Below are 18121 nucleotides of genomic sequence, written 5' to 3'. Positions count from 1 at the left end.
GATGCCACAGGAGAATTTTCCCTGCGGGCCTCATGCTCATGCGCGCGTCTGTCCGACCGACCCATCCGAGATGGCGATCTCCAGGTTGAAGCGGTCGATGAGAGACGGGATGACCCCGTATTTCGTGATGCTGTAGCCCGCCGCATAGCTTGCGATGCGTATTGCCTGGTCGAGGCTGGAGCCATAGAGCAGGTACGAGGAGAGCGCGCTGATGAAGGCGTCGCAGGCGCCCGTGTCATCCACGGCGCGGAAGTTGCACGCTGGATAATAGCGCTCCTCGTCGCGGGCGCAGAGGAGGCAGCCCCTGTCGCCAAGGGTCACGATCACGGCACGCGGCCCCCTCTCCAGCAGGCTTCGGGCCTTCGTGCGCAGGTCGCCCGTGCCGGGGAGGATGTCATCGAGCTCCCGCTCGTTGGGAACGAGGTAGTCCACGAGCGCGAGAATGTCATCCGGAAGCTCCGAGCACGACGAGGGCTTCAAGATGGTGGGGATGTTCCGCTCGCGGGCCATGAGGCAGGCCTCCCTCACGGCTGCCAGCGGTATCTCGGTCTGCACAAGGCAGAGCCGCGCGTCCTCGAACTCTGCGGCGCGGTTGCGGATCTCTGACGCGGAGAGGGTCGAGTTCGCCCCGGAGAGGATGGAGATCATGGACTCGCCCCGCTGGTCCGTGAAGATGAGCGCCTTGCCGGTTCCCAGGTTCTGGACGCGGTGCACCCCCGTGCTATGCACGCCCCAGCGCTTGAACTCCCGGTAGAAGGAGTCTGCGTCCAGGTCGCAGCCCACGTTGCCCACTACGGCAACGCGATGCCCCAGCTTGGCCACGCCCACGGCCTGGTTCGCCGCCTTGCCTCCCGGGCAGGTCTGGCTCTCCTTGGCGCTCGTGGTCACGCCCCCGCGGGGGAGCGTGGGCATGAGCATGTAGCTGTCGGCGTGGAGGCTGCCCACCACCAGGACCTTCTCGTTGCCCTCACGAGAGGGCACGGCGACCGTGCTGGAGTTGTCCAGCTCGAAGCTCTGCTCGAAGGGGGGCGGCTCCTCCTCCCCCTCGATGGCCGCGAGGAGCTTGTCGCAGAGGAACGACCCGTAGTCCGCATTGTGGATGGAGCAGGTGGATATCTCCACTCCGTCAAGGTTCACCAGGGTCGAGGTGTTGTCGTTGCAGAGCGAGACGAGTGACACGTCCAGGGGGATCTGGTGGCGCAGCGTGCCCATCAGCTGCGAGAACTGGGTGGCGCTGCGGAAGTGCGACGAGACCACCGCAGTGACCTCGTGGGTCGCCACGGCCTGGGCCAGGTCCCGGCCGACCTCCTCGAACACGAGCTCCTGCCGGAAGGCGATGCCATGCTCCTCGAGGCAGCGCCTGTATCCCGCGAGGAACTCCTCCGTGCGGCGCCCGCGCGAGAGCAGGCAGCCCAGCCGCGTGTGCCCCAGAGAGACGAGCTCCAAGCACATGCGATACGCGGCGTTGAAGTAGGGCTGCAGCAGAGACCCCTCCCCGCCGTACACGCCGATGGGCAGGCAGGAGACGCCATGCTTCTCCAGCTTGGGAAGCAGCGCCGCGCTCTGCTCTCCCACCTGCTCCCAGATGACGCCCGCGCAGCCGCTGGCGCAGGCCGCATCGATGTTCGCACGCTCCTGCTCCAGGCTCGAGTAGCTGTCGAAGACGGTGACGACGTATCCGCGCCCCTGGGCCGCGCGGATGATGCCGTCCAGCATGGAGTCCGACGAGACGGGCTCCCTCAGCACGACGCAGATGGTCCAGCTCGCGTTTTGCTTCGAGGCGTTGGATGAGTAGGGGACGTAGTGATGCTGGCGCACCGTCTCGAGCACCTTCTTGCGGGTCCTCTCGCTGATGCTCTCGTCCTTGCGGTTTATGACCTTGGACACCGTTGCGGGCGAGACCCCAGCCAGCCGAGCGATTTCCTTGATGTCCAAGGGGGTCTCCCGTCCGTTCCGTGGCAAAGCCGTGTGGCCTGCGTGCCTCAACGCCCACCAGCAAAAAAATACCGCTGGCACTTCGGGGCGCCCGAGTCGCCCCTGGCCAATATACCATGTGCGAAAAGGAAAGAAAATGTTTTAGGAAAATGTTTTCTTAAATCCAAGCTACTGGTTCGCGAAAGGCTGGAAAGCATGAGGGCATGGGAATTCGAGCGACGCATCAGGGACAACCAGATTCCGCGCGTCCTCGCGAACGACAACGAGGTCCTCTGGGAGGAACAGGCCACGGACGTGGACGACCGCCTTGATGCGGCCGTAAAGATCTACTGGGGGTCCCAGGTCCCCGGCTCGCTCGCTCGCGAGGTTCTCGCGGTGGCAGCGATCCAGGCAACCGAGAACCTGGGAATGAAGGTCGAGAACGCCGACCGCCTGCTGATGGATGGCTTCACGGCCATCGCCAGCGATGACATCGTGGGCCTTCACCGCGCGACTCATGCGCTCTACGAGGGCTGTCGCAACGCGAAGGTGGACCCGAGCTCCGACTACTGGAAGTTCGGGCTCTACGACAGCTTCGAGGACTACGCGCGCGCGGTGAGCATCCCCGAGCCGACCAGCCTGGACATGGGCGACGACCTCCTCGACCGCATCCATGCGGGCTGGATGTGCCAGATCATAGGGGGTGCCTACGGCACCTGCGTGGAGGGCTACACCACCGACAACATCAGGAAGGCGTACGGTAACGTGGAGGGCTACGTGCGCAAGCCCAACACCTACAACGACGACATCACCTACGAGCTTGCCCTCCTTGTCGCCTACGAGGGTAAGGGCAGGGAGACCACCAACCACGACATCGCCTACGAGTGGATGAGCCGCATCGGCTTCGGCTGGTCCGCCGAGGACATGGCTCTGCGCAACCTGCGCTGCGGCATCATGCCGCCCGAGAGCGGCCGCTTCAACAACCCCTACCGCGAGTGGATCGGCGCCCAGATGCGTGGGGCCATATGCGGGCAGATATATCCCGGCAACCCCTTCATGGCCGCGCAGGCGGCCTTCCACGACGGCGAGATCTCCCACTGCCACAACGGCATCCTGGGAGAGGTCTTCAACGCCCTGCTCTGCTCCATGGCGTTCTACGAGAGGGACGTGCGCAAGCTGGTGGAGGACGCCATCGCGCTCATCCCCTCGGACAGCCAGTACCACCACGTGGTCAGCCTCGCCCTCGAGCAGTGCCGTGCCAACGACAGCTGGCTCGATGCCTGGCGTCCCTGCGAGAAGGAGCTGGAGCGATACAACTGGGTCCATGCGTACCCCAACGCCGCCATCGAGGTAATCGCCCTATGGTTTGGAAACGGCGACTTCCTGCGCACGCTCGAGATCTGTGGTGGCTGCGGACAGGACGTGGACTGCGTCGCCGCCCAGGTCATGACCGTGTGGGGCACCATGTTCGGCTTCGAGGCGATACCCAGCTACTGGGTCGAGCCCTTTGGGGACCGCCTCGACACCTACGTGCGTGACATGAAGGTGTTGAGCATCCGCCGTCTGTCCGAGCGGACGGCTGCTGTGGCACGAAGCCTTGCGGAGTAGAGACGATAGGTAGGTCCCGCCACGCAGGGTCAGATTCATCGCGACAAGGAGAAGGGGCAAGGCAATGCAGGAGAAGATGAGCAGAAGGCAGTTCCTGGCGGCAAGCGGTGCGGGCTTCTTGGGCCTGGGGCTGAGCGCCTGTGGCGCGCAGACTGGCGCGGAGAAGCCTGCGGGCGCGGACGGCGATTCCAAGAAGCGCATCGTCTACGTCATCAACGGAACCCTCGGGGACAAGTCCTTCTTCGACTCCGGGGACAACGGCATGAAGCTGATCTCCGACAAGTACGGGGACAAGTTCGTGACCGACGTTCGCGAGATGACCTACGACACCTCTGTCTGGGAGTCCACGGCCCTTGACATTGCCTCCGAGGGCTGGGACATCATGATCATGGGCACCTTCGACATGGTCGATTACGCCGACAAGATCGCGACCCAGTACCCTGACACCAAGATCTGGTTCTTTGACGAGGCATGGGACTTCTCCGCAAAGCCGCACGACAACGTCTACGGCATGCTCTACGCCCAGAACGAGGGTTCCTACCTCGTGGGCATGGCGGCTGCCTATGCCAGCAAGACCGGCAAGGTGGCCTTCATGGGCGGCATGGAGAACAAGGTACTCCAGGACTTCTTCGTCGGCTACAAGCAGGGGGCCATGGCCGTCAACCCCTCCATCGAGGTCGTCGCGGACTGGACGCAGAGCTTCAGCGACTCCACCGTGGGGCACGACCATGCCAAGGCCCTCTACCAGCAGGGCAACGACGTGATCTTCTCCTGCTGCAGCAGCTGCGGCCTAGGTGCCTTCGATGCTGCGGTTGAGATGGGCGAGGGCCACTACGTGATTGGCGTCGACGGCAACCAGGGCGAGTACTGGAGCTCGCAGGGCCAGGCCGACAAGGCCGCCTGCACCCTCACCTCCATGCTCAAGAACGTGGACGCCAGCTTTCTCGAGGCTGCCGGCCAGGAGCTCGAGGGCAAGCTGCCCTACGGCAAGCTGGAGACCTACGGCCTGGACAAGGACGGCGTGGGCTTTGCCGTGACCGACACCACCAAGAAGGTCCTCAGCGAGGAGCAGATCGCAGGCATCGACAAGGCCCGTGAGGAGATCATCGCCGGCACCATCAAGGTGGACACCGCCTTCTAGCAGCCCGAGAGGCCGCGGCCACCGCCTCACCGCCGACCGGGGCAGACGGCGGTGGCCGCCATGCGCCTCGCATGCGGGCAGATGTGAGGAGATGACCCCGTGGACGAAGACTTCCTCAGGCTCGAGCACATCACAAAGGTCTACGACAACGGCATCATGGCCAACGACGACGTGAACTTCTCCGCCCGCAAGGGCGAGATCCATGCCATCTGCGGCGAGAACGGCGCCGGGAAGTCCACGCTGATGAAGCAGATATATGGCGTGGAGCAGCCCAACGAGGGCAGGATCATCGTGCGGGGCAGCGAGGTCAAGCTCAGCTCCCCGCAGGTGGCCATCTCCCATGGCATCGGCATGGTGTTCCAGCACTTCATGCTGGTGCCGTCCCTCACCGTCGCGGAGAACGTGACGCTGGGCATAGAGCCCAGGGCGGGCCTTCGCTTCGATGCCGGGAGGGCCATGGCAATGACGAGGGAGGTCTGCGAGAAGTACGGATTCGACGTCGACCCGACGGCCCGCATAAAGGACCTGACGGTGGGCGTCAAGCAGAAGGTCGAGATACTCAAGGCCCTCGTCCGCGGTGCCGAGATACTGATCTTGGACGAGCCCACCGCCGTGCTCACGCCCCAGGAGACCGACGAGCTCTTCGCGCAGCTGAGGTCGCTCAGGGAGTCGGGGCATACCATCATCTTCATCTCCCACAAGCTGGGCGAGGTGAAGTCCCTCTGCGATCGCCTGACGGTCATCAGGCGCGGCCACACCGTTGGCACCTATGACGTGAGGGGGGTGAGCGAGGCGGACATCTCCCGCCTCATGGTGGGCGTGGACGTGGACAGCCGCATCCCCAAGGCGCCCTCGCGGCCGGGCGAGGCCGTGCTCGCCGCCAAGAGCCTGGTGCTGTTCGACAGGGACGGCAAGCGTGTGGTCAACGACGTCTCGTTCTCCGTGAGGGCCGGAGAGATCGTGGGCATCGCGGGCGTCGAGGGCAATGGCCAGGCACCTATCGTGGACGCCATCACCGGGTTCGGTTCCTCGGGCTCGGGCAGCCTCACCATGCTGGGCGAGGAGCTGTGCGGCAAGAGCGTCCGCGAGCTGCGCGACCGCGGCCTGGCGTACATCCCCGAGGACCGCATGGCCCTGGGCATCGCCGCCAACCTCTCCATCAAGGAGAACATGATTGCGGACAAGCTCGGCCTGGCTCGCTACAACAAGGGCCCCCTGCTTGATGCCGAGGCGATCAGCGAGGACACCAATGCCTGGATAGAGGGCTTCTCGGTCCTATGCGACGGTCCCGAGCAGAGCGTGGGCATGCTCTCGGGGGGCAACATCCAGAAGGTGGTCGTGGCCCGGGAGCTCACGGGCAAGACCAACCTCATCGTCTGCGACCAGCCGACGCGCGGCATAGACGTGGGCGCCTCCGACTCCATCCGTCGCCGGCTGGTGCAGATGAGAGATGACGGGAGCGCGATACTGCTCGTCAGCGCCGACCTCTCCGAGCTCCTGAGCCTCTCGGACCGCCTCCTGGTGGTCTTTGACGGCGAGGTGTCCGCGTACTTCTCCGACGCGGGAGAGGTGACCGAGGAGGAGCTGGGCTACTACATGCTCGGCGTGAGGAAGATGAGTGACGAAGAGGTGGGAGGTGCGTACATTGTCTAGCGAAAAGGCGTGCGCCAGGCTGCTGAGACACCTGCGCTCCCTGAGCGTCCAGTCGAAGCACGAGATGCTGCGCATGGCCGTGGCCATAGCCATCGGCCTGGCCGTGGCCGTGATCCTTGTTGTGCTCACCACCGAGGACGCCGGCCAGGCGCTGGCCTACTTCGTGGCGGCGCCTTTCATGGGAACCGCCTACTTCTCGCACATGGTCGAGGTCATCATCCCGCTGGTGATGACGGGCTCCGCAGTCTGCGTCATGTTCTCTGCGAACCAGTTCAACCTGGGGCTCGAGGGGACCATCTACCTGGGCGGCCTTGCCGCCGCGCTGGCAGGCGTCTATCTGGTGCCAGACCTGCCCGTCCTCTCTCCTGTGGTCTGCATCCTTCTGGGCGGCCTCGTGGGCTTCTTCGTCATGGCCATTCCGGCGTTGCTCCAGTACAAGTTCAAGGCCAACATCGTGGTCTCCACGCTGATGATGAACTACGTCTGCCTCTACGTGGGGCTCTTCTTCCTCTTCAGGGTGTTCAAGGACCCGGCCTCGAGCCAGCATACCCTTCCCATAGGCCCCTGCGCCCACCTTCCCGTCCTGTTTGCCGGCACGAGGATTCACGCCGGCCTGCTCCTTGCGGCCGCGGTGGTGGCGGCAAGCTACCTGCTGCTCTACAAGACGAGGATGGGCGCGGGCCTGCGCATGGTGGGGCAGAACCCCAAGTTCGCCCAGTGCATGGGTCTGGGGGTCTCTGGACTGGCGCTTGCCTCGCAGTTCATTGGCGGAGCCATAGGTGGCATGACCGGTGCCGTGCAGATGCTGGGGCTTTACGACCGCTTTCAGTGGACCTCGCTCATGGGCTGGGGCTGGGACGGCGTCACCATGGCCATCTTCGCCCGCAACAATCCCAAGTACCTGCCTCTAGCCGCCATATTCCTGGCCTACTTCAGGACGGGAGCATGGGTCATGTCGTTCAAGGCCGGTGTGCAGATAGACCTCGTCTCGGTCTTCGAGGGCGTCATGGTCCTCTTCCTCATGGCCGAGAAGTTCCTCTCGGGCACCTACCGGAAGATGGTGTTCGCAGATGCCGACCGCAAGCGCCAGGAGCGCATGTCCAAGGGTGAGGAGGCAGTGGCATGAGCCAGTTTCTCTTGGCCCTGGGGGGCATATTCTCCAACCCCAGCTTCTACTTCACGGTCCTGAGCACCACCGTCCCCATCCTCTTGGCAACCTTGGGCTGCGCTATTGCCGAGAGTGCGGGCAGCACCAACATGGGCATGGAGGGCATCATGCTGATGTCCGCGTTCGCAGGCGTCATAGGCTCGGCATACACCGGCGTCATCTGGGCGGGCCTGCTCTGCGCGTTTGCCGTGGGCGTGGTGATGGGCCTGATGGTCGCCTATTTCGCCCTCTACCTCAAAGTGGACATCATCCTGGTGGGAATCGCCGTCAACCTCATAGGCTCGGGCCTCTCCGCCTTCCTCATGTACGTGCTCACCGGAGACCGTTCGGCCACCACCTCGCTTCAGAGCGGCACGTTGCCCACCATCGTTCTCCCTGGCGTGGAGTCCATCCCCTTCCTGGGGGCCGTCGTCTCCAACCAGAGCGTCCTGGCATGGGTGGCCTACCTTATGGTGCCTGTGCTCGCCTTCCTCCTCAACAAGACCACCCTAGGGCTGAGAATCAGGAGCGTGGGCGAGCAGCCTGACGCCGCCGCGTCGGTGGGCGTGGGCGTCAACAGGACCAAGACCGTGGCCTTGCTGATTTCTGGGCTTCTGGGAGGCCTGGCGGGGGCATACCTCTCCATGTCCTACCTTCCGTACTTCACCAAGGGCATGTCTGGCGGCAGGGGCTTCACCGCCCTGGCGGCCACGGCTATGGCGCACAACACGCCGGTGGGGTCTTTGGGCACCTCGCTCCTCTTCGGCTTCTTCTACGCGCTCTCCACCTACGCGAGCTCACTGGGCATCCCCGACCAGCTCGTCGCCGCGCTGCCCTACCTTGCCACCCTGGTGGGCCTCGTGGCCTTCTCCATTGGCGTCCAGCGCAAGGAGAGGGCGCGCTCCTGCGGGGTGGCCGCGGATTCCGTCGCGCTTCCCTAGGGCCAGGACGCCTTTTCGTCAACGGATGGATCTTCGAGAGAGTGGGTGTGACATGGAGCGTAAGAAGGTAATCCTCGATTGCGACCCTGGGCATGACGACGCCTTTGCGATCATGCTCGCCGTGCAGAACCTGAGTGTCCTGGGCATCACCACGGTGGGAGGTAACAGCCCCCTCGAGAACGTGACGCGCAACGCGCTGAAGGTGCTCGAGGTCATCGGCCACGCGGACGATGTGCCAGTCTTCGCGGGGCACAGCTGTCCCATGGTCGCGCCTCTGGTCACTGCCCCCATGTTTCACGGGGAGAGTGGCCTGGACGGGCCTGTCCTGCCAGAGCCCACGCACGTCCCTCGGGAGGGGCACGCCGTCGATTTCATCGTTGACACCGTCATGTCTGAGGATGACGTCACCCTCGTCGCCACGGGCCCCCTCACGAACATCGCGGCCGCCATCAACCGTGAGCCGCGCATCGTGGGCCGCGTTCGTGAGATCTGCATTATGGGCGGTTCGGTCACCTTTGGCAACTGGACCCCTGCGGCGGAGTTCAACATCTACGTTGACCCCGAGGCCGCCGCGCGCGTCTTCGAGAGTGGCATGCACGTGAAGATGACGGGGCTCAACCTTACGCGCCAGAGCGGCTTCGACGAGGGCATCATTCGCCGCTTCGACACCCTGGGCACAAGGGCGGGAACGTTCGCGGGTGACCTCACGCGGTTCTTCATGTCTGCAGGACGCAAGATAAACGACCCGACCGTCGCCTGCATGCACGACGCCTGCGCCGTCGCGTGGCTGATCGCTCCAGAGCTCGTCAAGAGCGCCCCCATGCATATCGACGTGGAGCTCTCCGGCACGCTGACCCGCGGCATGACCGTGTGCGACTATCGCCACCTCTGTGGCCCCGTGCCCGGGGTGGACGTGTGTCGCGAGGCGCAGACGCCCTACAAGGGCAAGCTGCCCAACGCCGAGGCCGCGCTCGAGCTGGACTACGAGGGATACGTTGACCTGGTGTGTGACACGCTGGCCAGGTACAACTGACGGCGCTGGGGGGTGACGTGCATGCGCATTCTCAACTTCGGGTCTCTCAACATAGACTTCGTGTATGACGTTGACCACTTCGTGCGCCCTGGCGAGACAATCTCTTCCCGTGCCTTGGGAACCTATCCCGGTGGGAAGGGCCTCAACCAGTCCATCGCCCTCGCTCGGGCAGGTGCCTCGGTGGTCCACGCCGGGCAGGTGGGGGAGGACGGCCGATTTCTGGTCGAGCTGCTCGAGGAGAGCGGTGTGGACGCAAGCCTGACGCGGGTGAGCACGGAGCTTCGGACAGGGAACGCCATCATCCAGCGGGATGCCGAGGGCAACAACTGCATCATCCTCTATGGGGGTGCCAACCAGGACATTTCTTCCGAGCTTACCGACGAGCTCCTGTCCCAGATGCAGCCGGAGGACTGGCTTCTCCTGCAGAACGAGGTGAACGGGCTCGCGCATATCGTGCGGGCAGGCAAGGCACGTGGCATGAAGGTCGTGCTCAACCCATCTCCGGCCAACGAGGCGCTGGAGGAGGTAGACCTGGCCGCCGTGGACCTATTCGTCCTCAACGAGGTCGAGGCCGCCCAGCTGGCGGGGCTCGATGAGGCCGCAGATGCGGGCGAGCTCGTGGGCGCCCTCGGGAGGCGCTTCCCCACGGCGGAGATAGTGTTGACCTTGGGGGAGGAAGGCTCCGTGCTTGCCAGCGGCGACGTTTTGCTGAGGCAGGAGGCCTTCTCGGTCCCCGTCGTGGACACCACTGCCGCTGGCGACACCTTCACGGGGTACCTGCTGGCAGGAATGCTTGCGGGCGAGCGGCCTGAGGTGTTCATGCGCCGCGCATCCGCCGCCTCGGCCCTCGCCGTGACGCGTCCGGGCGCTGCCGTCTCCATCCCTCGTTCAGATGAGGTGGACGAGTTCATAGCGCGGCTCTGAGCTTGGCGTGCGGTCATTTTTCCGTGCGATTGCGCCTCGGCATCGTCCAAAACAGAGCGAAGGCCCTCAGGAAATTTTTCCTGAGGGCCTTGCCTACATATGACCAGGTGAATTATGAAGACGCCACAGGAGAATTTTCCTGCGGGTTTTTAGTCTTTGTACAGGCTTGGAAGTGGGTTCGCCGTGCCCGGCGGTAGCGCTATAATACGAACACGCGTACTGTTTTATGGTGGCCTGGAGAGAAGAGACGAGCTTGTCGCAGGCGAGCGAGATACTTGATCGGCTCATGGACGAGCTCTCCAGACGGGAGGGCAGGGTCATCTTGGGTTTGGGCTATGCCGCGGAGCCGATTCTGCGTACGGGCCGCGAGCTCCTGACCCAGAGGGCCGAAGACGAGGGCCGCCGCAGGCGCATCAGGGAGATGCGCTCCCTCGCCGCTGGCCATGGCTGGCAGGGCTATGGCTACGGCGGCTCCCGGCTCTTCTTCGAACAGGCTCGCCTCATGGAAGACTATGAGGATGACCTGCCGTTTTCTGGTGCCTTCGACTGCTACTACCCCACCTACGAGGATATGTCGGAACGCGTTCTGCGCGGCTACTTCAGCTGGCGGACGCGCCTCAGAAGGGGCGAGCTTCCCGAGGCGCGGCTTTCCTTCCTTTTCGTCTACGTGTACGAGCTTCTTTGCGGCGTGGGCGTGCCACAGGGGCCTGATGGCCTGGCAGAGCTCGGGCGCGTGAGGGAGAGCTATGCCTCCCTTCCGGGGATGCGTCCCCTGGAGCACCACCTTCGCAGCTGGATGTTGGACTATGTCGTCTACTTTGGCCTCGACCCGCAGCTCCTTGGGGGAGCTGCGGACGAGGACCTGGGGTTTTCCGCCGCGGTTCTCTGCCTGAGGTCTGCCGAGGGCGCCCTGCTTCGTGGTCCCGACCCCGGCGTCTGGCCGAGCGCACCCGGGGTGCCCTCGGCCCATGAGTTGCTTGGAGCTATGGCACGTCTCTCCCGGTATCGCATCGAGCGTTCCAAGCTGCTCTCCCAGCAGGAGGAGCTGCTCGAGCAACTCGCTGCCGCGGTGTTCGCCCGCCTGGTCGATCACTGTCGGCGCCGTCGCAGGAGGGGGTTTGTGGACGGGCTTTTCGGAGAGGCCTGCAGTGAGTTTCACCCCATGTTCGCCGCAGCGGTGTTCTACGCGCCCGAGGAGCATCCTGACGCCGACGTGAGCCTCCCTGGGGGCGTGACCTACCGCTGTCGGGAAGGACGCTGGAAGGTGGAGAGGCCCTGCCGCTCCCACGAGACCAGCGTCGAGCTGGGAGACGTCCTGCATGCCCTGGATCGCACGCTGCGCGAGCGCCTGGGGGGACTTCCGGCCCTGAAGGAGCGCCCTCTGCCCAAATACCTGCAGAGGATCATCTCCCAGGAGACGGACTCGTTGCTCCGGCGCAGAGCGGCAGAGGAGGCGGCGCGGGTGCGCATAGACCGCACGCGCCTCTCGGGCATCCGCAATGCCGCCCTGCGCACCAGGGAGGCGCTGCTCACCGACGAGGAGCGCGAGGACGAGGCGAGGCCAGGGCCCCTTGCGCCCGCGCAGGAGGAGGCTGCGGCCGGGGAAGGGCCGCTTTCCGGGCTTCAGCGGCGCATCCTGCGGGAGCTCCTGGACGGGCGCCTGGACATGAGCGCCTGGGAGGCGGGAGGCACCTTGCTGTCCGTGGAGCTCGACAGGATCAACGAGCAGCTCTTTGACCTGATAGGGGATAGCGTCCTTGAGTTTGCGGGGGATGAGCCCCAGATCGTGGAAGACTACCGCGAGGAGATACGGGAGGTTCTCTCGTGAGCGAAGCCAGAAAGACCGCGCAGGCCGCACCCAAGGTGCCCAGGCGCATAGCCACCGTCCTCGTCAACTCCCTCAAGGGCGGCGTGGTGCCGCGCATCGGCCTGCCCTACATTACCGTGGGCCGCGAGGCAGAGATCTCGGCGCTTCTGCGCGACCTTGAGATAGTGGCCGATGGCGGAGCCTCCTGCCGCTTTGTGGTGGGCCGCTACGGCAGCGGGAAGAGCTTCCTGCTGCAGACCATGCGCAACCATGCCATGGGCAAGAACTTCGTGGTGGCGGACGCGGACCTCTCGCCCGAGAGACGCCTCTCGGGTACCAAGGGTCAGGGCCTTGCCACCTACCGTGAGCTCATCTCCAACCTCTCCACCAAGACCCGGCCGGAGGGCGGGGCGCTCGCGCTCATCCTGGACCGCTGGATCTCAAACGTACAGGCAGAGGTTGCCTCCGCCGGCATGCTGCCCCAAGACCCAGGCTTTGCCCAGGAGGTCGAGCGGCGCATCTACGCCCTCATGCAGGAGCTGCACGAGATGGTCCACGGCTTCGACTTCGCTCGCCTGCTGGCGGCCTACTACCGCGCCCACCTTGAGGCGGACGACGAGACTAAGGCAAACGTGCTCAGGTGGTTTCGCGGGGAGTACCGCACCAAGAGCGAGGTCAAGGCAGAGTTGGGCGTGTCCGTCATCGTCACCGACGAGGACTGGTACGACTACGTGAAGCTCCTCGCCCGCTTCCTGCGCGGGGCGGGATACGAGGGCCTGGTTCTGTTGGTGGACGAGCTGGTTAACCTCTACAAGATCCCCAACGCGGTGTCGCGCCAGTACAACTACGAGAAGCTCCTCGCCATGTACAACGACACCCTCCAAGGAAGGGCTTCCTACCTGGGTGTCATCATGAGCGGCACCCCCCAGTGCGTGGAGGACAGGCGACGCGGCCTCTACTCCTACGAGGCGCTGCGCTCGCGCCTCACCCAGGGGCGCTTCGGCAGGGAGGGCATGCAGGACCTGCTCGCCCCCGTCATCCGGCTGCAGCCGCTCACGCCCGAGGAGCTGCTGGTGTTGGTGGAGAAGCTCGCGGACATCCATGCGGGCCTCTTTGGCTATGGTCGCCGTCTGGGCGAGGATGACCTGGCGCGCTTCCTTGAGCTGGAGCTCTCTCGCGTGGGGGCGGACACCCTGGTGACGCCGCGAGAGGTGATCCGGGACTTCATCGAGCTCTTGGACGTCCTCTTCCAGGACCCCTCGCTGGGGGTGGCGGAGCTGCTGTCATCAGGCTCGCTCGCGCACGCCCGGGCCGACCAGGGTGCAGGCGAGAGGGGAGACGTTGCCCCCGGCTATGCGGAATTCTCGATATAGGGTCCGGGACGCTGTCAAACTGGTTTTTTCGCTCGTCTGGGAGGGGATGCGTCCGTGACAGGGCAAGGGGTATTCGATAGGTTCGCTCCCTTCGTGCGCGACTTCGTCTACGAGCACGACTGGGAGGCCCTGCGCGCCATCCAGGTCGCCGCGGCCGACGCCATCCTCAATTCCGAGGCCAACGTGCTGCTGAGCTCCTCCACTGCGTCCGGCAAGACCGAGGCCGCCTTCTTCCCCGTGCTCACCCAGCTCTGGGAGGACCCTCCCACGTCCGTGGGCTGCCTCTACGTCGCACCGCTCAAGTCCCTGATCAACGACCAGTTCTACCGCCTGGAGGACCTCTGCGAGGAGGGTGGGATTCCTGTGTGGCACTGGCACGGGGACGTGTCGGCCTCGCACAAGGCAAGGCTCATGAAGCGGCCCTCCGGCATCCTGCAGATTACGCCCGAGTCGCTCGAGGCCATGCTGATTCACCGTCACGCGGCCATTCCCAGGCTCTTCGGCGACCTGCGCTTCGTGGTCATAGACGAGGTGCACTCGCTCATCCGTGGGGACCGCGGCGCCCAGACCTTCTGCCTCATCGAGCGCCTCTCCCGCATGGCGCAGGTGAGTCCGCGCAGGATAGGCCTCTCGGCCACCATTGGGGACCTTGACGCCTGCGCTCGCATCCTGGGAGCCCACTCTGGCAGGGACACGTTCGTCCCCAGGGTTGACGAGGGCAGGTCAGGACGCTGGCGCCTGTCTATGCAGCACTTCTTCACCTCTGGTGAGCAGGCTGCGGGCGAGATGCCGCACTCCGCCGGAAAAGAGGGCCCTCTCGCCAACGCCGACCCAGGCCTCGCCTATGTCTTCGAGCATACGCACGGCCGCAAGTGCCTGGTGTTCTCGAACTCGCGCGAGGAGTGCGAGGAGGTCACCTCGACGCTGCGTGCCTACTGCGAGCGTGCCGGCGAGCCTGACCGCTTCCTCATCCACCACGGCAACCTCTCCGCCAGCCTGCGCGAGTCGGCGGAAGAGCTCATGCGCGAGGAGGAGCTTCCCCTCACCACCTGCACCACCTCAACCCTTGAGCTTGGCATAGACATCGGGAGGCTCGAGCGGGCCTTCCAGATGGACGCCCCCTTCACGGTCTCCGGCTTTCTGCAGCGCATGGGGCGCACGGGTCGCCGCGGCCAGCCGCCCGAGATGTGGTTCGTGATGAGGGAGGACCAGCCGGAGCCACGCAGCCTCCTGCCCGAGACTATACCTTGGAAGCTGCTGCAGGGCATCGCCCTGGTGCAGCTTTACCTCGAGGAGCGCTGGGTGGAGCCGCCCCGGGAGGGACGCCTGCCATACAGCCTGCTCTACCACCAGACCATGTCAACCTTGGCGTCATGCGGGGAGCAGAGTCCCGCGGAGTTGGCGGGTCGTGTCCTCTCGCTTGCCCCCTTCGCAAACGTGAGCTGGGATGACTATCGTCTGCTCCTGAGGCACCTTGTGGAGGGCGATCACATAGAACGCACCGAGGGGGGTGGGCTCATCGTGGGGCTGGCGGGGGAGCGCATAACCAGCAACTACCGCTTCTACGGCGTGTTCGTGGAGAGCGAGGAGTATGCCGTGCGCTGCGAGGGCCAGGAGCTGGGCACCGTGGTGCAGCCGCCGCCTGCGGGAGAGAGGCTGGCCATTGCCGGCGGCGTGTGGATTGTGGAAGAGGTGGACCACAGGAGGCGCCAGGTCTACGTCACCCAGGTGAGGGGCCGGGTCCCCGCCTACTTCGGGGAGTGTGCCGGCGACATCCACACACGCGTGCTTGAGCGCATGCGCGTTGTGCTGTCCGAGGGCTGCGGGTACCCCTACCTGCGGGGCAACGCTGCCGTACGGCTCTCTTCGGCAAGGGCCGCCGCTGCTGCGGCGGGCGTGTGCACCTCTTCCTTCGTGAGCCTGGGAGGGGACTCCTGGGCGCTCTTCCCCTGGCTGGGGAGCTACGCCTTCCTGGCGCTGGAGCGCGCCATCAAGCTGCGCATGCCAGCGAGCCTGGGCATCAAGGGGGTGGACGTCTCCCGCCCGTACTTCATGCAGTTCCGCATGGCGGCAGAGCCGGGGGAGCTGGTCGCTGCGTTGCAGGGGCTCTTCTCGTCGGAGCTTGACCCCATGAGCCTGCTCTTTGCGGGAGAGGTGCCCACCTTCGACAAGTACGACGAGTACCTGCCCCCCGAGCTGGTGCGCAAGGGCTTCGCCCAGGGCGTGCTGGACGTTGCCGGCGCGCGTGAGCGCGTGCTCCAGTGGGCAGAAGGGACCGTCTCGCCGACGTAGGGCGCTGCGGCATCGCATTCGTCCACCCGCGAGTGGCGTTTTGGTGGGCCAACACGCCATCGAGAGTCCCTCCCAGCCCAAAACCTGCGCTTTGGCCCGCCTGCGCCCGGGCGCCGTCCCTGCCGCACACGAAGAAGGGGCATCGCCACCAGCGGCGATGCCCCAACGAGACGGCGAGTGCGGCGCAGGTCCCTACTTGGCCTTGCCCTGGTTTGCCACGGCGTTGATCTTGGCCTCGATGGTGGCGGGGTCGCCGATGTAGTGCTTGTCCACGACGTTCCAGCCCTTGTCAAAGGTGTAGGAGCAGGGGATGCCGGTGGGGATGTTGACCTCGAGGATCTGCTCGGGCGTAAGGTGCTCGAGCTGCATCACCAGGGCGCGCAGGCTGTTGCCGTGGGCGGCGATGAGGACGCGCTTGCCGGCCTCAAGCTGAGGCTTGACCTCCTCCTCGAAGTACGGCCAGGCGCGGGCGATGGTGTCCTTGAGGCACTCGGTGTAGGGCAGGTCCTCCTGGGGCACGTCGCGGAACTGGTCCTGGACGTGGGGGTCGCGCTCGTCACCGGCTGCCAGGGCGGGAGGCTGCACGTCAAAGGACCGCCTCCAGATCTTCACCTGGTCCTCGCCGTGCTCGGCTGCGGCATCGGCCTTGTTCAGGCCCTGCAGGGCGCCATAGTGACGCTCGTTGAGGCGCCAGGTCTTGTAGACGGGCAGCCAGGCGCGGTCCATCTCGTCCAGCACGATGTTGAGGGTGTGGATGGCGCGCTTGAGCAGGGAGGTGTAGCAGACGTCGAAGTCGAAGCCCTGCTCCTTGAGGGCCTTGCCGCCGGCAGCGGCCTCGTTGCGGCCGGTGTCGGTGAGGTCGACGTCGGTCCAGCCGGTGAAGAGGTTCTTCAGGTTCCACTCGCTCTCGCCGTGGCGCACGATGACCAGATGCATGAGCTCGTCGTTCTCGGCCATGTTGGCTCCTCTCGTTTGTCCTTGCGGACGTACGCAAAATTGCTGATTGCACATCGAGACGAGATGATTGTACCGCGAGCGGCTCAGATTGTGCCGCAGACGGCAGTTCCCGCCCCGGCACACCGCGCTTGCCTCGTCGGCCGAGAAAGGCCTAGCCCACGTCCTTGGGAGGGGCGACCACATGCACGGTCACGGTGTCGCCGGGCGTGACGGTGGCGCCGATGCCAGGCTCGACCCCGCGCACCGTGCCGTTGGTGAGCTCGTCGCTGATCACGTCCTCGCCCCTGAAGACCTGCAGGCCCATCCCCTCGAGAAGGTCCTGGGCATCCTTGATCGGCATGCCCGCAACGTCGGGCACGGTCAGGGTGGTGACGGCCTCGCGCTCGTTTCCCTCGTCGGCGGCCATGGTGCCTGCGTTGGGGTTGGGCCCGTCGGAGATCACGAGGTCAATCTTGCTTCCCTTGGTCTTTTGCGAGCCCGCGGCAGGTCCCTGGCTTATCACGCAGCCCTCTGGAACGGAGTCGGAGTGGGCGTGGGTTATGTCGTCCTTCACGAACCAGTTGCTTGACGCGATGACGTCAAGCGCCTCCTGCTCGTCGAGTCCGTGCAGGTCGGGGATGGTCTTGGTCTCTCCGGAGCTGCGTCCCACCTTGATGACCACGTTTGCGCCCTTCGCGACCCTGGACCCTGCCTTGGGCTTGGTGGCAATGACCATGCCCACGTCACCCTCCACCTCCGTGGGCTGCTCCTCCACCACCACCACATACCCCAGGTCCTCCAGGCTCGCGCGGGCCTCGTCCTCGCTCTCCCAAACCACGTTCACCAGCTCGGGGTCCGCAAAGAGGCCAAATCCGCGCGTCAGGATCAGCAGGGACAGCACGCAGGCAAGCCCTACGGCCGCAAGGGACGCATGGAACCAGTGGGGGAGGCGCTCCCAGATGCTCCGGGCGTCCTGCGCGCACTCCTCGTAGCTCAGGCTGGGCGCATAGAAGCCCTGTGGGCCTATGCCGTCTTCCGCCGGCCCCTCAGGCGTCTTTGCCTTGGCGGACGCCTCCCCGAAGTCGGGAATCCGCTCTTCAGGTGTGCCGGCCGAGGCGTCAGCCGAGGGGGTGGTCTCCCCAGGAGCAGCTATGCCCTCATCGGCGAGAGAGTCATCACCTGTCCTGGGCCAGGGGCAGGACGGCGCGAGATGCCGCGGCCTCTCGCTTGCCTGCGGCTCGGTTTCCTCGATCGGCGTTTGCGTCTCGTTGTCGTGCGTGTCGCTCACCAGGGTCCTCTCGATGTCCTGCGGGCACGTGCAGGCGAACATTCTATCTTCATGTGCCGCGCCA

General features: G+C 65.2%; 13 protein-coding genes. 10 read left to right on the top strand and 3 right to left on the bottom strand.

What is annotated here, in order from left to right; translation table 11 throughout:
* Window positions 1-36: 36 nt before the first annotated feature.
* The gene (locus CZ375_RS05760; protein ID WP_143803084.1) at window positions 37-1935 is read right to left on the bottom strand and encodes a PfkB family carbohydrate kinase; all 1899 of its coding nucleotides are present in this window, start codon (window positions 1933-1935) and stop codon (window positions 37-39) included.
* A gap of 195 nt (window positions 1936-2130) precedes the next feature.
* Here CZ375_RS05760 and CZ375_RS05755 point away from each other — a divergent pair, with 195 nt between their 5' ends.
* The 10 genes from CZ375_RS05755 (at window position 2131) to CZ375_RS05710 (ending at window position 15833) form a co-directional block, all read left to right on the top strand.
* Window positions 2131-3522 carry an ADP-ribosylglycohydrolase family protein gene (locus CZ375_RS05755; RefSeq protein WP_077598308.1) on the top strand — a complete coding sequence of 464 codons (1392 nt, stop codon included), beginning with the start codon at window positions 2131-2133 and terminating at the stop codon, window positions 3520-3522.
* Between the two features lie 64 nt (window positions 3523-3586).
* Window positions 3587-4663 carry a substrate-binding domain-containing protein gene (locus tag CZ375_RS05750; protein WP_077598307.1) on the top strand — a complete coding sequence of 359 codons (1077 nt, stop codon included), beginning with the start codon at window positions 3587-3589 and terminating at the stop codon, window positions 4661-4663.
* A gap of 99 nt (window positions 4664-4762) precedes the next feature.
* Window positions 4763-6316 (top strand): ABC transporter ATP-binding protein, encoded by a 1554-nt coding sequence (locus CZ375_RS05745; RefSeq protein ID WP_077598306.1) that lies wholly within the window; start codon window positions 4763-4765, stop codon window positions 6314-6316.
* Window positions 6309-7442, top strand: coding sequence for an ABC transporter permease (locus CZ375_RS05740; RefSeq protein WP_077598305.1), 1134 nt, complete (start codon window positions 6309-6311; stop codon window positions 7440-7442). Before CZ375_RS05745 ends, CZ375_RS05740 begins: the two co-directional genes overlap by 8 nt.
* The gene (locus CZ375_RS05735) at window positions 7439-8404 is read left to right on the top strand and encodes an ABC transporter permease (protein WP_077598304.1); all 966 of its coding nucleotides are present in this window, start codon (window positions 7439-7441) and stop codon (window positions 8402-8404) included. The genes CZ375_RS05740 and CZ375_RS05735 overlap by 4 nt, the downstream gene beginning before the upstream one ends.
* A 52-nt stretch (window positions 8405-8456) precedes the next feature.
* On the top strand, window positions 8457-9437 hold the full coding sequence (locus CZ375_RS05730; protein WP_077598303.1) for a nucleoside hydrolase: 981 nt from the start codon (window positions 8457-8459) through the stop codon (window positions 9435-9437).
* A 21-nt stretch (window positions 9438-9458) separates the two neighbouring features.
* Window positions 9459-10361 carry a ribokinase gene (locus CZ375_RS05725; protein WP_077598302.1) on the top strand — a complete coding sequence of 301 codons (903 nt, stop codon included), beginning with the start codon at window positions 9459-9461 and terminating at the stop codon, window positions 10359-10361.
* 253 nt (window positions 10362-10614) lie between these two features.
* The gene (locus CZ375_RS05720) at window positions 10615-12189 is read left to right on the top strand and encodes a TerB N-terminal domain-containing protein (RefSeq protein WP_159438384.1); all 1575 of its coding nucleotides are present in this window, start codon (window positions 10615-10617) and stop codon (window positions 12187-12189) included.
* Complete coding sequence (locus tag CZ375_RS05715) at window positions 12186-13541, top strand: ATP-binding protein (protein ID WP_077598300.1); 1356 nt, start codon at window positions 12186-12188, stop codon at window positions 13539-13541. Before CZ375_RS05720 ends, CZ375_RS05715 begins: the two co-directional genes overlap by 4 nt.
* Before the next feature lie 54 nt (window positions 13542-13595).
* Complete coding sequence (locus CZ375_RS05710; protein ID WP_077598299.1) at window positions 13596-15833, top strand: DEAD/DEAH box helicase; 2238 nt, start codon at window positions 13596-13598, stop codon at window positions 15831-15833.
* A 192-nt stretch (window positions 15834-16025) separates the two neighbouring features.
* Here CZ375_RS05710 and gpmA read toward each other — a convergent pair whose 3' ends face one another.
* A complete protein-coding gene (gene gpmA / locus CZ375_RS05705; RefSeq protein WP_077598298.1) occupies window positions 16026-16790 on the bottom strand; it encodes a 2,3-diphosphoglycerate-dependent phosphoglycerate mutase in 765 nt (254 codons plus the stop codon).
* Between the two features lie 151 nt (window positions 16791-16941).
* Window positions 16942-18099, bottom strand: a complete 1158-nt coding sequence (locus tag CZ375_RS05700) for a PASTA domain-containing protein (protein WP_077598297.1) — start codon at window positions 18097-18099, stop codon at window positions 16942-16944.
* Window positions 18100-18121: the final 22 nt, after the last annotated feature.

The sequence above is a fragment of the Olsenella urininfantis genome (genome assembly GCF_900155635.1).
GTDB lineage: Bacteria > Actinomycetota > Coriobacteriia > Coriobacteriales > Atopobiaceae > Olsenella_G > Olsenella_G urininfantis.
Note: the sequence above shows the minus strand (reverse complement) of the source record. Positions and strands in the feature narration are given on the sequence as shown.